This is a genomic window from Candidatus Flexifilum breve, assembly GCF_016713355.1.
The window spans coordinates 22,238-36,835 of sequence record NZ_JADJPI010000028.1; the positions used below are offsets into that span (position 1 = coordinate 22,238).

Consider the following 14,598-nt stretch of genomic DNA (forward strand, 5'->3'; position numbering starts at 1 on the left):
CAGGATTAGCGATTATCGCCGTTTGAGCAGCCAAGCCGACCGTGTGCCTACTTCTTGAACTGCGTGTGTTCCCACTCGGCGAACAGAGCTTGCAGCTTCAGGCGCTGATACTTGCCCGTCGAAGTGACCGGAATCTCCGTGCCGAAGACCACCACTTTGGGCGACTTCTCGAAGGGCATGCGGCTCCGGCAGTGCGCGATCACCCCCTCGGCGGTGACGGTCGTGCCGTCGTGACACACCACATACGCGCCGACTTCCTCGCCGTAGTAGGCGTTCTGGAAGGCGACCGCGAGGCCGACCTTCACGCCGGGGACTTCCAGCAAAATCTCTTCGATGTCGAACGGGCTGAACTTGACGCCGCCCCGGTTGATCAGCTCTTTGATGCGGCCCGTGATGAAGAAGAACTGCCGCCCGCGCGCGTCCTCTTGGTAAAAGCCCTCGTCGCCGCTGCGAAACCAGCCGAACTTGAAGGTCTCAGCGTTGGCGTCCGGGCGCTGAAAGTAGCCCTGCATCACGTTGTGCCCGCGGATGCAGATCTCGCCGCGTTCGCCCGCGCCCAACTGCTGCCCGCTGCCGGACGGGTCGAAGATCGCCATCTCGTTCGGCGCAATCGGACAGCCGATGCTCGGGTAGCCGTAGTCGAGCAGCCAGCGCGTGTGCTCCTCCGGCGACAGGTCGATGGGCAGGAAGCACGAATAGCAGGTCGTCTCGCTCAGGCCGTAGCCGTGCAGCACCGGAATGCCGAACTTGTCCTCGAAGGCTTTGACGAGGCTCATGGCGAGCGTTCCCGCCCCGCACATGATATGGCGGAAGCGCAGCAGATCGGCGCGGGTCACGCCCTCGCCCCAGATCGACGCGCCTTTGGCTTCCTGCTCCGCCGCGTAGTCGAGCGCGAACTGCAAAAGCGTCGGCACGACGCTGACGATCTGCACATTTTCGCGGGCGATCCGCTCCCAGAAATGGCGGCTCGAATACTGGCGATTGAGCACCACCGATGCGCCCGCGACCAGCGGCGTGATCAGCGTGACGACGATGCCGTTCACGTGGTGGATGGGCAGCACGTTCATCAGCCGCTGCCCGCCCGTGATCCCCTGCCACTGGCAAATGCCCTGCGCGTCGATCAGCAGGTTGGACTGGCTGAGCACCACGCCTTTGGGCGCGCCCGTCGTGCCGCTGGTGTACACGAGCAGCGCTTCATCGTGCAGGGTCGGGCGCTCGGTCGTGGAGATGAAGGTGTTCGGGCGGTTGGCGATCTCCTCATGGAAGTTGAGGTAGTTGTCGGACGCGCCGCCGATCACGACGATCTGGCGGATGTTGGCCGCGCCGAGTCCCGCGTCGGCGTCGCCGTAGATGATCGCCTCCGCGCGGGCGAGGTATTCGGCGCGGGCGAAGCACACGACCGCCGCGCTGTTGCGCAGAATGAAGGCGATCCGGCGGTCATCCTCGCTGACATTTTGCGGGGCGACCGCCGCGCCGATCAGCCAGCAGGCGAAGTAGAGGATCACCGTGTCGCTGTGGTTGTAGGCAATCGTCGCCACGCGGTCGCCGCGCCGTACGCCGAGGTCGTCATACAGGAAGCTGGCCGCCTGATGCACGCGGCTATTGAACTGCGCGTAGGTCAGTTCTTCGCGGTCGCCGTTGGCGTCGTAGTGAATGAGGAAGACTTTGTCGGGCGTGACGGTCGCATGCAGGGAGAGCAGATGGCGGAGATTGCGCCACGGGATCGGCGGGTGTTCGGGCGGGACGCCGCGCAGGGTTTGCGCGGCTCGCAAGTTGGCTAAGGTTTGGTCATCAAGCATCTAATTTGCACCTAGCGTATGAAAAGCAGTTGTTAAAGCAACCTCACCCCCTAGCCCCCTCTCCGAACGGAGAGGGGGAACGACCCACATCGTTCCGCACGTCTCCGCTCCCTGAATTCGGCGTGGGTGGGGTCGGATACAGCGAACGCGCTTCTGCGCGTCCCGACGAAGATCAACCTCACCCCTAAATCCCCTCTCCGAAAAGAGGAGAGGGGACTTTAAAAACCCGCACATCTACCCTCCCTGAATTCGGGGTGGGGTCGTGTTTTACCGCGGCGGCAGACGTTTGGGCTTTTGCGTGTCGTCGATGCGGGTGGGCGGTTCAGTGTCGCGTTTGAAGATGTTCGAGATGTCGATGCCGTAGTAGCGCGCCGCGCCGATCAAGATGGTGACGGCGGCGGCTTCGTCGAGGTTACCGATAATCGGCACGATATCGGGGATGAATTCCAGCACGCCCGCGGTGGGATTGATTAAATACAGTCCAGCAACCGCAGCCGCACCAAGCACTGCTACGTTCTTAATCACGTTCGCCATGCGGAACACACCTTTCGTCTGGATTACTGTCGAGTATATCCATGATTACGCAAAAGCGGGGTGTTCGTTGCGCGATGAGCCGAAGTTATTGAGCTGTGGGCGGCGGAGCAGTTAGCGGAGGTGCTGATTGACACAGGTGCGGACATCGGCGGCGACGCAGGGCTTGTAGAGCACCCCGTCCGCGCGGCTGTCCCGCACATAGTTCGGGTCGCGCACCCGCTGCCCCGCGCTCGTCAGCACCACGGGGGTCTGACAGATGCGCGGGTCAGTTTTGATGCGCTTGCACATTTCACCGCCGCTGACGTGCGGCATATTATCGTTGAGGATGACGAGATCGGGCTGGTGTTGGTAGATGAGGTCGACGGTGTCGGTATTGCTGGCGCTCGTCAAGACGACATGCTGCTCACGTTTTAACATGAGTTCCAGCAGTTGTAATGATAGTGTATCGTCATCAACTACAAGCACCAGCGCCATAGACATGAGCGTCCCCGCGTTCCGCCAATTTCTGCAATTATAGCGAATATCTTGCTGCACAAGCTGTGGGAATTTTGAGCCATAACTCATATTGACTCAGTATTCCTACAAATCTATAACCCTTTACATACCTGCTCAGTGAAATCATCTGTGGACATGGCTCCATCCGGATGAATATCCGCCGTATGGTAGCCAGATTCCAGCGCGCCGCGTATAGCACTTTCTACCCGATTCGCCGCCTCCTGCCGATCCCAGTGATGGCGCAGCAGCATGGCAATCGCCATGATCGATGCCGTCGGGTTGGCGACGCCCTTGCCCGCGATATCGGGCGCGCAGCCGTGCACCGGCTCCGCCAGCGCCACGCCCTCGCCGACGCTCAACGAAGGTGCGAGTCCCAGACCGCCACCCCACGCCGCCGCCATGTCGGAGAGGATGTCGCCGTACAGGTTGGGCGTCAGAATGATGTCGAAGCGGGTCGGGTCTTTAACCATCCAGTAGGCCGCCGTATCCACCAGCAGTTCCTCAACCTTGATCTCCGGGTAGTTCTGCGCGACTTCCAGCGCCACGCGCCGGAACAGCCCATCGGTTTGCAGCAGCACGCTCGCCTTGTGGACGATGGTCACCTTCTGGCGTCCGTTTTTGATCGCCAGTTGGAAGGCTTTATGCGCGACGTTTTCGGTCGCTTCACGGGTGATCACTTTTTCGGAGATGCCCATGCGCCCGTCATCTTCCGTGTGTTCATGGCCGATGTACAGGTCTTCGGTGGATTCGCGCACGACCAGCAGGTCAACGCCGGGGCGGGCAGTCGGCACGGGCAAATAGCGCGTGGGGCGCAGCATGGCGTAGGTCTTCAGCTCGCGGCGCAGGCGCACCACGGGCACATAGTAGCCATCAACCGGGTAGGATGGAGAGGCCGCCGCGCCAAACAGAACCGCGCTGCATTCCATCGCCAGATGCAGCGTGTCATAAGGCAGCGGGTTGCCGACGTTGAGAAACGTATCCCAACCCGCATCCGCTTTGCGGATAATCACATCGGGCGCGACAACCTTGAGGACACGGACCGCTGCCGGAACGACTTCGTGTCCGATGCCGTCACCCTCAATTACGCACAGATCCAAAATGATGTACTCCTAACCAGCGACTTCAACGGTGTCACAGCTTGGGCAAAATGATTAAGTTCGCTTTGAAAGGAATATTTTCTTTGAGTGAGATCTAACGGCAGCGTATGATTATTGTGACACGTTACCTAATTTTTGTCGATGCAAGTTTTCTAGCACGCGGCAGAGCGCCCAGATCGGCGCCCCGCCGCCAACGGGGGCTAGGACACGCCGAGGCTGTTCGCCATGAAGGCTTCCTGCGCGGAGAACGCTTCTTCGCCGGGGGCGGGCTGCAAACGGTGATACACGCCATCCGGGGCGAGATCCCACGCCTGCGTGTTGTCGCGGGTGTAGGTCTCCAGAATATGCACAATATCACGCTGCAAGCGCTGGTCGAGCACAGGGAACACCACTTCGACGCGGTTGTACAGGTTGCGGCGCATCAGGTCGGCGCTGCCCATATAAATGCGGCGATCCGGCGGCGCGTTGTGGAAATAGAAGATGCGGCTGTGTTCGAGGTAGCGCCCGACGATGCTGCGCACGCGGATGTTTTCGCTGATGCCGGGGAGGCCGGGACGCAGACAGCAAATGCCGCGCACCATGAGATCCACCTGCACGCCGGCCTGTGAGGCTTCATACAGCTTGCGGATCATCAGGTCTTCTTCGAGCTGATTCATCTTGAAGATCAAGCGCGCATCTTTGCCGTCACGGGCGGCGGCGATCTCGTGATCGATCAGTTCGGCGAGATTGGGCAGCAGGAATTCCGGCGCGACCAGCAGCCGCTGGTAGGTGGTCGCGGGGGCATAGCCGGTCAAGCGGTTGAACAGCTTGGAGGCGTCATCGGCGAGCACTTTGTTGGCGGTGAACAAGCCCATATCCGTGTACAGGCGGGCGGTCGCGGCATTGTAGTTGCCCGTGCCGAGATGCACGTAGCGATGCACACCGTCCGGTTCGCGGCGCACGACGAGCGCGATCTTGGCGTGGGTCTTGACGGGCAGTTCTTCGACACCGTAAGTGACGTGAATGCCGGCTTCGTCCATCTGCCGTGCCCATTCGAGGTTGTGCTCTTCGTCAAAGCGCGCCTTGAGTTCCACCAGCACGGCGACCTGTTTGTTATTGTCGCGCGCTTCCATGAGCGCCTGCACGACGGGCGAATTGCGCCCGACGCGGTAGAGGGTCGCCTTGATCGCCAGCACATTGGGGTCGCGCGCGGCCTGCTGGAAGAAGGCTTCGACGGGCGCGAACGAGTCATAGGGGTGATGCACCAGCCAATCGCGCTCGCGGATGGCGTCAAAGATGCTGTCGTACTCCATCAGCGCGGGCATTTTCGGCACATAGGGCGTGTACTTCAGTTCCGGGTGATCGATGCCGGTGAGTTGGAACAGGCTCGCGCCGCCCAACGCGCCATTGACGCGGTACAGATCGCGTTCTGGCACGATTTCAAGGTGTTCGAGCAGCCGCCGCAGCGCGCGCTTGTTGACATCGTCGGGCACGGCGAGGCGCACAATCGACCCGAAGCGCCGCTCCTTGATGCTCTCCTCGATAATGTCGCTGATATGGAAGTTGTTGCTGTACGGGTGATCTTCGCGCTCATTTTCGAAGTCGATGTCGGCGTTGCGCGTCACGCGGAAGGGCACAAACTCGACGACCTTCATGCCGGGGAACAGCAGATCGAGATTTTCGGCGATCAGGTCTTCAATCCACACGAAGCGTTCTTGGGTGGGCAGCTCGCCGCCGTGCTTGCGCACCACATCATTCACGTTGAGCAAGCGCGGCATCGTATCCGGGATTTTGACGCGCACAAACTCGTCCTGCTCGTCGGGTTCGCCCTTACGCCGCAGGCAGATCGCCAGATTCATGCTCAGGTTGGAGATGAACGGGAACGGGCGCGCATGATCGACAGCCAGCGGCGTGAGCACGGGGAAGATCTCTTCAAAGAAGTGTTCGCGCAGGGCGTGGCGATACTCTTTCGGCAGGTCGCTCACCGCGTCGACCATCACGCCGTAATTGCGCAGTTGTCCCAGAAGCGTGCGCATCAGTTCGCGCTGGCGCTGCATGAGCGTGAGCACGCGGGCGCGCACCTCTTCGATCAAAACCGGGTAGGGAATGCCATCCGGGCGGTTGCTGGGCACGTTGAGCGCCAGCTTTTTGTGGATGGTCGCCACGCGCACCATGAAAAATTCGTCGGTGTTGCTGCTGACGATGGCGAGAAACTTGAGACGCTCTAACAGAGGCAGCGATTCGTCTTCGGCCTGCGCAAGCACGCGCGTGTTGAAATCAACCCAGCTTAACTCGCGATTGATGTAGTTGTCGGCGTCTAATTCGGGCGCATGCTCGAGGTTAATGTCAAAGCGCATAGATGTACCTTTTCCGTATAATGCCATCCATCTTATCCAGTTGTGCGCCGCCTGTAAAGCATTTTACGACGTCGCTCAAAGGGCATGGATGTACGGCGAAAAGCACACTGATACGCTACCAGTAATCCGGCACGGAAATGGCCTCATCCGCGCCCGGCCATTTGGGGGAGGTTGCGATCACGAACACGAACGGTTCCGGGCCGGTGTTGCGAAATTGGAAGTGGGTGTCACGCGGAATGGTCAGCGCCATGCCGGGCACGGCGTCGACAACGAGTTCATCAATGCCAAGCTTGCGCCAGACTTGTCCCTGACCAGCCAGCACATACCAGATCTCTTCGACGGTGCGATGCTTGACCGCCTTGGACATCTGATTGGGGGGCAGCGTGCAGTGCGCGAGGCTCGCGCCCGTCACCGACAGCAGTTCGCGAATCTCCGAGCCGTCCGGCGCAAGGTGATCCGGGATGGCAGACAGCAGTTTGGGAGCAAGCTGGTGCATAGCGGCCTCCGCAGTATTGACGATTGACTAGCGAATCATATGAGTTGATTACAACGGAGTCAATGCAGATGCGCAAACGAACCGAGTCAATACCTAACAACCAATTTCCCCGACTCACCGTAGAATAAGGTCAGCTATGGATAAAACAGCCGACCCCACCCTGAATTCGGTTGAGGGAGGGACAGTTTTAACAATCGAGGGAATTGTAGGGACGCCCCATGGGGCGTCCTCGAACTGGGAGCGAAACGGACGCGCCGTTGCGCGTCCCTACCAAACACAGTTTCCCTCAGATGCGGATCCGAATGGCTCCCAATGTTAAAAGTATCCTGTCTTCAACTGAATTCGGGGAGGGGAGCGACCGAGCACTGGGCGCTATCCATAACTGACGCTAGCTTAGACTGACCACCGCACGCAAGGAAAGCCTATGAACGCTCGTCAACTCCCCATCCGCCTGATCGCCGCGCTGATCGTCATCGTGCTGATCGTCGTGATCGCCGCCGTGCTGGTGGTGCCACGCCTGCTGCCCACAGCGACCGCGTCGAGCGCCACGGCGCCCCTGCCGACCACGCGCATCCTGATCGCGCAGTTCGCCAACAACGGGAGCAACTTCCCGGTGACCGACGAGTGGCGCGCGGGGCTGGAACAGGCCATTGCGCAGCTCCCGCCCGTCGGCGTGAGCGTGCAGGTGCAAACGCATTCTGGGACGATCAACTCCCGCGCCGAGGCGCTCACACTGGCGACGCAGCAAAACGCGGCGTTGGTCGTGTGGGGCAGCGCGCAGCTCGGCAGTATCGACGCGCAGTATGCGATCAACCCGGCGGGGTGCGTGCACTGTGCCGCGCAGCCCGTGGCGATTGCCGAATGCACGCCCGAAAGTCAGGCGCATTTCGTCAGCACACCCGACGATAAAACCTACGCCGTGAGCACGCTGCTCGGGTTGGCGCTGTACCACAGCGACCAGATCAGCGCGGCGGTGTCGCTGCTCAACCAAGCTGCCCGCTCCGCGCCCGGTGCGCGCGCCGTCGATCTGAATCTGGCGGCAGTCTACACGTATCGCGGATCAGCCCTGCGCGAACGCGGGCTGATCAACGAAGCGATGGGCAGTTACAACCGCGCGCTGGACTTCAGCCCGGACGATCTGTGCGTGCGGGCGCAGCGCGCCGCGCTGTATGACGCGCTCCAACTGTGGAACGAAGCGATGGCCGACTACGACGCCATTGTGAGCGCCGCGCCGTCCGCCGATTGGGCGTACCGAGCGCGCGCGGTCAGCTTCCGCGCGCAGCAGCTTTACGACTCGGCGGTCAACGATTTGAACAACGCGGCGCAGTTGGATGCCGCCGATCCGGCCAACGCGTACTGGCGCGGCGCAACCGCCTACGCCATGAATGACTACGCCAACGCCGTGACCCAGTTCAGCGAAGCGATTCGGCTGGCACCGACCAGCGCCAATGCCTTCGCGTGGCGCGCCGCCGCCAACCGCGAACAGGGGCAAATCGATGCCGCGTTCACCGACTTCAATGAAGCGATCCGCCTGGCGCCGCAGGTGGGCGCGTACTATTCGTCGGTGGGCGACCTGTACTACAACCAGCAGCGCTACGCGGAAGCGATCGCCAATAAGAACCGCGCGATCATGCTGGAACCGAACAATTCGCGCTACTACACGGATCTCGGCGGCATCTACTACTTCGCGCAGCAGGACTATGCCACCGCCGTCGAAATCTACACGCAGGCGCTGTACGCCGATGGCAATAACGCCACCGCCTACTACTACCGCGGGCTGAGTCAGGTGGAACTAGGACGCCCTGACGCCGCCATTGGCGATTTCAGCGCGGCGATCAACCTCGATCCCGACAACGGCGGGTACGTCGAAGCGCGCGCCCGCGCTCATTCGGACGTGGGGCGGTATGAAGAAGCGCTCGCCGACTTCAACGAGGCGATCCGCTTGCAGCCCGAAAGCGCCACGCTGTATTCGCTCATCGGCGATGTGTACTATGCGCTCGGGCGCTATCAGGAAGCGATTGACAGCGAGACGCGTGCCATTGCGCTGGACCCGAACAACGCCCGGCGCTACACTGACCTCGCCGGGATCTACCTGTTCGCGCTCAACGACAATGAGATGGCCGCGACGATCTACACCCGGGCGCTCGAAGCCAATCCGCAAGACTCGGTCGCGCTGTTCTATCGCGGGCTGGCGCAGTTCAATGCGGGGCGCATCGATCAGGCGCGCGCGGATATTCAGGCCGCTATGCAGCTTGACCCGGCGAACACCGACTATCAAACGTGGCTGAGCGAGAATTATCAGGCGTTGGGGCTGGCCGACCCCTCTCCCAAGAGGAGCTGGCCTGGCTCACCCCAGCCCCCTCCCAAGGGAGAGGGGCTGGGGGTGAGGGGTAAACTCGAATCACCCTTTCTGAGCCGTTGCGAATGGTGAATCATTTGCGGACAAGCCTCGTTGGGCGTCCCTACTATTCCCTCGATTGTTAAACCTGTCTGTCCTCAAGGCTTGGAGAGGGGAGCAATAATCGGCGTGGATGGTGTGCAACGCAGAATGTGCTATGATCGTCTCAGGAAACAGGATGTTGAGTGAATGACGACGACTTTTACACACCACTGGCAGATCTACGGGCACGATTGGGCGGTCGCGCACTTGCAGCAGAGCATGGCGTATGAACGCATCCGCCACGGCTATCTGTTCGTCGGCCCGGAATCGGTCGGCAAAGAGACGCTGGCGCGGCAGTTCGCCATGGCGCTCAACTGTACCAACCCCGACCAGCGAGCCGTGCGGGCAGTGTTCCGCCGTGCCGCCGCATCGCCACCGGCAATCACCCGGATGTGCTGTACACGCAGCGCGACTCCGAGACCAGCCCGCTCAAAATCGAAGAACTGCGCCTGATGATGCAGAAGCTGGCGCTCAAGCCGTTCGAAGCGCGCTACCGTATCGCCGTATTCCGCGACTTCGACACGGCGCAGCCGCGCGCACAGGATGCGCTGCTCAAAACGCTGGAAGAACCCGCGCCGCACGCTATTCTGATTCTGCTGGCCAAGTCGCTGGAGCCGGTGCTGCCGACCATCACCAGCCGCAGTCAGGTGATCCATCTACGCCCCGCCGCCGTGCACACGGTCTACGAGACGCTGACGGAACTGTTCAACGCTGACGAGGATCGAGCGCGGCTGCTGGCACACCTGAGCGCCGGGCGCATGGGCTGGGCGATCAACGCGCTCAATAATGAAGAGGTGCTCGGTCAGCGCGCGGGGGCATTCGATCTGCTGATCAACATCCTCGGCATGACGCGCGTCGAACGCTTCAAGCAGTCCGACGATCTATCGAAGGACAAAGCGGCGCTGATCACGCTGCTGGAACTGTGGCTGTCGTTCTGGCGGGATGTGTTTCTATTGGCGGGGAACAGCGGCCTCGAACCGACCAACATCGATCAAGCGGCGGCGCTCGATCAGCCTCAAAGATCGGATGAGCGGGGAAGAAGCGGCGACGGCGGTCAGCGCCACGCGCAAGACCATCGGTCTGCTGACGGATACGAACGCCAATGCGCGCCTCGCGCTCGACGTGCTGCTGCTGGATTATCCGGGGATCTAAACCGACCCCACCCCCAGCCCCTACCAGAATTCAGTTCACGGCAGGATAGTTTTAATGCTTCGAGCCACTTCCTAAGGTAGGCGGCCCGGCCGCGGGGGGGGGGGCGGTCCCTACAATGGCTCCATTGTTAAAAGTGTCCTGTCCTCAACCGAATTCAGGGAGGGGAGACAACAGCACTCGCCAGCCCGATTTCTTTTTCGTAGGGACGAGGCATGCCTCGTCCTAATTTCGGGAAGAAAACAGAGAGGACAAGGCATGCCTTGTCCCTACAATGGCCTGTCAAGCCAAGGTCTGTGTGCAGTTTAAGGACACGCTCAAAATTGAAACCGCTAGCGGTCGTGATCGGCGTCAGCTTGCAGCGCCAGATCGAGCAGTTTGGTGGTGGTGTTCCAATTGCGGATGGTCATGAGTTTGTAGGCGGGGTCGGCCATGATTTTGTTGAGGCGGCTTTTGGTACGTTGGGCGCTGAGCCGCTGCGAGTAGATCACGCCGTCGCCCGCCCAGACTTGATCGACACCCTCACGCGGATTGAAAATCGCCAGCGTTGCCTGCGCGTCGATCCCCAGTAAGAAGATCGCATCGCTGTGATATTTGTCGGGTTCCTCGCCGAAGCCGTCCGGTTTATGCTCGATGACCCGCTGCAATTGTTTGCGCGTCAACGCCAGGACTTTGATTTGCGGGCTATCCAAGCTTAAATTTGGTTGCCAGGAGGGTTTCAACTTGGGCAGCCAGCGTTGCGGCATCAAGATCAGACTTGAGGATCACGTTACCGCTCTGGATATACGTGGTCACGCTGGCAAAACCATGGGCCTCAAGGTGGCTTTTCAGCTCTGCCATGGGGATCTTGTTTTTGCCGCCAACATTGATCCCGCGGATCAGGATGACATAGGTCGTCATAGCGATTTATGGTTTAGGGGTAGCGTACCGCTGCGCGCGTTGGCGCAGGGCTTGGACACAGCCTTCCGGCGGCGTCTCCATGCCGATGCGGACGTCCGGTTTGATGGCCAAACCGTGAAAGTCGGAACCGCCGGTCATGATGAGGCTGAATTCGCGGGCTAACGCGCGCATCTGGAGGCGCACACTTTCCGAATTGCTCGGATGCGTCACTTCGACGCCATCCAGCCCATATGGAATCAAGCGGCGCACCATCGCTTCGGGATCCGGCAGCAGACCGGGATGCGCCAGCACAGCGACACCCTTAGCGGCATGAATCATGTGCACAGCTTCTTCCGGTGACAAGCGCCGCCGCGCGACATACGCGATGCCGTCATTGGCGATATAGCGATCAAACGCCTCGCGCACGGTCTCGACGTAGCCCGCTTCGACCATCGCCCGCGCGATATGCGGTCGGCCAATCGAACCGCCATCCGCCAACGCGGCGATCCGGTTCCAGTCGAGCGGTAAGCCGAGCGCCGCCAGCTTTTCAACCATCCGCTGGCCACGCGTAAAACGATCATTCTGGAACTTCTGCAGTTCCGCCTGAAACGCGGCATCTTGGATATCGATGAAGTAACCGAGCATATGCACATCGCCCGCGTCATCCTCAGCACTGAACTCAATGCCAGGGATAATTTGAGGCGACCCGATTTTTCGAGCCGCCTCCTGGGCTTCCGCGATTCCGTCCGTTGTATCGTGGTCGGTGATCGCGATGATATTGAATTTCTGTGCAAGCACAACTAACTCTGATGGCGTATGCTGCCCATCGGATGCATTGGTATGCAGATGTAAATCTACACGCATTCGTCTCTTACGGACGGGGTTCGACGATGAATCGGACCGCCGTGCGCTCCTGGCCTTCGATGTCAACTTCAGTGAAATAGGGAGTGCACACGATGTCGATTTGATCGCCGTTCAGATAACCCCGCGCAATCGCCAGCGCCTTGACGGCCTGATTGACTGCGCCTGCACCAATCGCCTGGACTTCCGCGTACCGATGTTCACGGATAACTGCGGCAATCGCCCCCGCTACCGCTGTGGAACGCGATTTCGCGGACACCTTGATCACGTCCGGCTTGCCTGAGCTCGCTGTCGTCGGTTCGTCCATGAAATCATCCGATTCAGTGTTATAGAAGGTTGCACGATCATCTTGAACGTCTGGCATCGCTCCACCTCGGGTTCATTGAAACACGATTTTTAACCTATCGTCATTGTACATGTAAAGATTGTGGATGTCTATACCGACGTACAATGAAAATTGTAATAAAACCCGGTTTTGCCTAGGACATTGGGGTTATTTTTCCTAAATGCAGCGTTTGACAGGAATTATCCCAATGTTAAAACATTCGCTGGAATCGGGCAGGCGAAAATCTGATCGGTTTTTCCGCTCAATGTTAAAAGATTTCAGTGACATTAAATCCCAAGCTTAAACTTTTCAATTTTTTAAGGTTGATCGGTTGTATCAGAACAGGAGATCGACTATACTGATTTGTACGTCGCCGATGTCGACGAATGTTGATGACCCGGCATCCCAATGCCGCGCGGTCGGTAACTCACCTGAACGACAACTGATGCTTGTGTTACGCTCGGCGAGAGAGCTCTTCTCTCGGACGATTTTGCTTTCTCTATTACCGGATTGGGGCGCAGCTGACCCCAATAGAGGATAAGGTTTCGTGAACCCGCAAGAGACGTGGAAGTCCGCTTACCATCAACTCGAACTGCAGCTTGAACGTCCCACTTTTGAGACGTGGCTGAAGGGAGCGGCTTTGCTTGGCGTCGAAGAAGGGGTTTTTGTCATCGGCGTGGGCAATACATATGCTCGCGACATGCTCCAGCTTCGTCTATACCGGACGATTCGCCGCGCCGTCAGCGATGCCGCTGGCGCGAACGTCGAACTTCGTTTTGAAGTGTGCCAGAATTTACCTGTACTGGAAGCCGACGAAGCGGAAGAAATGCCGCTGTTCCGGCTGCTCGCGCAGCAGGAACCGACCGAAACGAGCGTCCCGCTCCATAAGCAGATCGCCCGCCCGCAGCAGACCGAACTGCCGGAGTCGGAACTCAACCCCAAGTACACGTTCGACCGCTTCATCGCGGCCAGCGAAAACGAGATGATTTTCGCGGCGGCGCAGGCGGTGGCCGAACGCCCGGCCAGCTCCTATAACCCGTTTTTTATTTACGGTGGTGTCGGCCTCGGCAAGACCCATTTGCTTCAAGCGATTGCCCACGCGTGCAAAGCGCGCGGTCTGCGCGTGATTTACGTGCCGTCGGAAGCGTTCACCAATGATCTGGTCGACTCGATCCGCAACCGGACGACGGCCATGTTCCGCGAACGCTATCGCTCGGTCGATGTGCTGCTCGTCGACGACGTGCAGTTTATTTCGGGCAAAGAGAGCACGCAAGAAGAATTCTTCCATACCTTCAACTCCCTTTACACCTATAACAAACAGGTCGTGCTGGCCTCGGATCGGCATCCGCGCGAACTGACAACGCTCGAAGCGCGCCTGCGCTCCCGCTTTGAAGGCGGTCTGGTGATGGATGTGCAGCCGCCCACGCTGGAAACGCGCATCGCCATCCTCAGCAACTGGGCGCGCGAACGCGACATCAAGCTGACGCGGCATGTCGCCGAAATGCTGGCGACCCGGGCGAAAGCCAACGTGCGCGAACTCGAAGGTGTGTTCAATCAGGTGGTCGCCACATCGCAGCTCACCCGGCAGACCGTGACGATGGATACCGCGGTCGAAATCATGGACGGCTATCACCGCCCACGCCATCACATCACGCTGGCGCAGGTGCTGGATACGACGGCCAAGCACTACGGTCTGCGCACCGAAGATCTGATCGGGCCGCGCCGCACCGGAGCGCTCAACATGGCGCGGCAAGTCGCGATGTATCTGGCGCGGGAACTGACGAACGCCTCGCTCCCGCAAATCGGGGATGCGTTTGGTGGGCGCACGCACAGCACCGTGCTGCACTCGTGCAATAAGGTCGCGGGCGATTTGCCCGCCAACCCCGCCCTGCAAACCATCGTCAAGGACATCAAGGCGCGGTTGGTCAAGGGATCGTAAGTCAGGCTGGTAGGCAAATATGTAAAGGGCGAACCGATGGGTTCGCCCTTTTTGTTGATTGTGACTTCATCCTCTGAAGTCAGACCAAGACTGCGAGCTAGCAGACGCGCCAAAGCGGATGTCCAAAGAGCGCCTCGTGATCTTGGCTAGAGAGGTGTTTGTAGGAACAAGGCATGAGGATGTTGAAAAAGGTCAGCTGCCGACCCCACCCGACAGGGGGGGGGGGGGGGGGGGGGGGGGGGGGGGGG

The 14,598-nt window shown here is 59.9% G+C and carries 14 protein-coding genes; 4 read left to right on the forward strand and 10 right to left on the reverse strand.

All coding sequences use genetic code 11. The annotated features are described in order from the left end of the window. Positions 1 to 47: 47 nt before the first annotated feature. The 6 genes from IPK17_RS21800 to IPK17_RS21825 all read right to left on the reverse strand — a co-directional run bounded on the left by IPK17_RS21800 (position 48) and on the right by IPK17_RS21825 (position 6,757). Positions 48 to 1,799: a class I adenylate-forming enzyme family protein gene (locus tag IPK17_RS21800; RefSeq protein WP_343419810.1), complete on the reverse strand. Its 1,752-nt coding sequence runs from the start codon at positions 1,797 to 1,799 to the stop codon at positions 48 to 50. Between the two features lie 267 nt (positions 1,800 to 2,066). Continuing rightward, complete coding sequence (locus tag IPK17_RS21805) at positions 2,067 to 2,333, reverse strand: YkvA family protein (protein ID WP_343419811.1); 267 nt, start codon at positions 2,331 to 2,333, stop codon at positions 2,067 to 2,069. Between the two features lie 111 nt (positions 2,334 to 2,444). Then, positions 2,445 to 2,807 (reverse strand): response regulator, encoded by a 363-nt coding sequence (locus tag IPK17_RS21810; protein ID WP_343419812.1) that lies wholly within the window; start codon positions 2,805 to 2,807, stop codon positions 2,445 to 2,447. Between the two features lie 113 nt (positions 2,808 to 2,920). Further along, positions 2,921 to 3,925 (reverse strand): isocitrate/isopropylmalate dehydrogenase family protein, encoded by a 1,005-nt coding sequence (locus tag IPK17_RS21815; protein WP_343419813.1) that lies wholly within the window; start codon positions 3,923 to 3,925, stop codon positions 2,921 to 2,923. Between the two features lie 200 nt (positions 3,926 to 4,125). After that, positions 4,126 to 6,261, reverse strand: a complete 2,136-nt coding sequence (gene ppk1, locus IPK17_RS21820) for a polyphosphate kinase 1 (RefSeq protein WP_343419814.1) — start codon at positions 6,259 to 6,261, stop codon at positions 4,126 to 4,128. Between the two features lie 115 nt (positions 6,262 to 6,376). Continuing rightward, a complete protein-coding gene (locus IPK17_RS21825; RefSeq protein WP_343419815.1) occupies positions 6,377 to 6,757 on the reverse strand; it encodes a cupin domain-containing protein in 381 nt (126 codons plus the stop codon). A gap of 424 nt (positions 6,758 to 7,181) precedes the next feature. Here IPK17_RS21825 and IPK17_RS21830 point away from each other — a divergent pair, with 424 nt between their 5' ends. From IPK17_RS21830 to IPK17_RS21840, 3 genes are all read left to right on the forward strand, one after another. After that, on the forward strand, positions 7,182 to 9,188 hold the full coding sequence (locus IPK17_RS21830; protein ID WP_343419816.1) for a tetratricopeptide repeat protein: 2,007 nt from the start codon (positions 7,182 to 7,184) through the stop codon (positions 9,186 to 9,188). Positions 9,189 to 9,344: 156 nt separating this feature from the next. Continuing rightward, positions 9,345 to 9,650: a DNA polymerase III delta subunit-related protein gene (locus IPK17_RS21835; protein ID WP_343419817.1), complete on the forward strand. Its 306-nt coding sequence runs from the start codon at positions 9,345 to 9,347 to the stop codon at positions 9,648 to 9,650. Further along, the gene (locus tag IPK17_RS21840; RefSeq protein ID WP_343419818.1) at positions 9,590 to 10,429 is read left to right on the forward strand and encodes a DNA polymerase III delta subunit-related protein; all 840 of its coding nucleotides are present in this window, start codon (positions 9,590 to 9,592) and stop codon (positions 10,427 to 10,429) included. The genes IPK17_RS21835 and IPK17_RS21840 overlap by 61 nt, the downstream gene beginning before the upstream one ends. A 249-nt stretch (positions 10,430 to 10,678) precedes the next feature. On the opposite strand, the gene IPK17_RS21845 is transcribed toward IPK17_RS21840, so the two are convergent. The 4 genes from IPK17_RS21845 to IPK17_RS21860 are packed head-to-tail and all read right to left on the reverse strand — an operon-like array spanning position 10,679 to position 12,393. Then, on the reverse strand, positions 10,679 to 11,008 hold the full coding sequence (locus tag IPK17_RS21845; protein WP_343419819.1) for a hypothetical protein: 330 nt from the start codon (positions 11,006 to 11,008) through the stop codon (positions 10,679 to 10,681). A gap of 22 nt (positions 11,009 to 11,030) precedes the next feature. Beyond that, on the reverse strand, positions 11,031 to 11,246 hold the full coding sequence (locus IPK17_RS21850) for a DUF1697 domain-containing protein (protein ID WP_343419820.1): 216 nt from the start codon (positions 11,244 to 11,246) through the stop codon (positions 11,031 to 11,033). Positions 11,247 to 11,252: 6 nt separating this feature from the next. Further along, entirely contained in the window at positions 11,253 to 12,089 is an 837-nt protein-coding gene (locus IPK17_RS21855; RefSeq protein WP_343419821.1) for a PHP domain-containing protein, read from the reverse strand. A 7-nt stretch (positions 12,090 to 12,096) separates the two neighbouring features. Continuing rightward, positions 12,097 to 12,393 carry a stage V sporulation protein S gene (locus IPK17_RS21860; RefSeq protein WP_343419847.1) on the reverse strand — a complete coding sequence of 99 codons (297 nt, stop codon included), beginning with the start codon at positions 12,391 to 12,393 and terminating at the stop codon, positions 12,097 to 12,099. A 565-nt stretch (positions 12,394 to 12,958) separates the two neighbouring features. On the opposite strand from IPK17_RS21860, the gene dnaA reads away from it, so the two are divergent. After that, a complete protein-coding gene (dnaA, locus tag IPK17_RS21865; protein ID WP_343419822.1) occupies positions 12,959 to 14,350 on the forward strand; it encodes a chromosomal replication initiator protein DnaA in 1,392 nt (463 codons plus the stop codon). Positions 14,351 to 14,598 lie beyond the last annotated feature (248 nt).

Coding starts and splice junctions, on each gene's coding strand:
- IPK17_RS21860 (WP_343419847.1), bottom strand. CDS start 12,393: ATGGACGAACCGACGACAGCGAGCTCAGGCAAGCCGGACGTGATCAAG.
- IPK17_RS21800 (WP_343419810.1), bottom strand. CDS start 1,799: ATGCTTGATGACCAAACCTTAGCCAACTTGCGAGCCGCGCAAACCCTG.
- IPK17_RS21810 (WP_343419812.1), bottom strand. CDS start 2,807: ATGGCGCTGGTGCTTGTAGTTGATGACGATACACTATCATTACAACTG.
- IPK17_RS21830 (WP_343419816.1), top strand. CDS start 7,182: ATGAACGCTCGTCAACTCCCCATCCGCCTGATCGCCGCGCTGATCGTC.
- IPK17_RS21805 (WP_343419811.1), bottom strand. CDS start 2,333: ATGGCGAACGTGATTAAGAACGTAGCAGTGCTTGGTGCGGCTGCGGTT.
- ppk1 (WP_343419814.1), bottom strand. CDS start 6,261: ATGCGCTTTGACATTAACCTCGAGCATGCGCCCGAATTAGACGCCGAC.
- IPK17_RS21835 (WP_343419817.1), top strand. CDS start 9,345: ATGACGACGACTTTTACACACCACTGGCAGATCTACGGGCACGATTGG.
- IPK17_RS21855 (WP_343419821.1), bottom strand. CDS start 12,089: ATGCGTGTAGATTTACATCTGCATACCAATGCATCCGATGGGCAGCAT.
- IPK17_RS21825 (WP_343419815.1), bottom strand. CDS start 6,757: ATGCACCAGCTTGCTCCCAAACTGCTGTCTGCCATCCCGGATCACCTT.
- IPK17_RS21850 (WP_343419820.1), bottom strand. CDS start 11,246: ATGACGACCTATGTCATCCTGATCCGCGGGATCAATGTTGGCGGCAAA.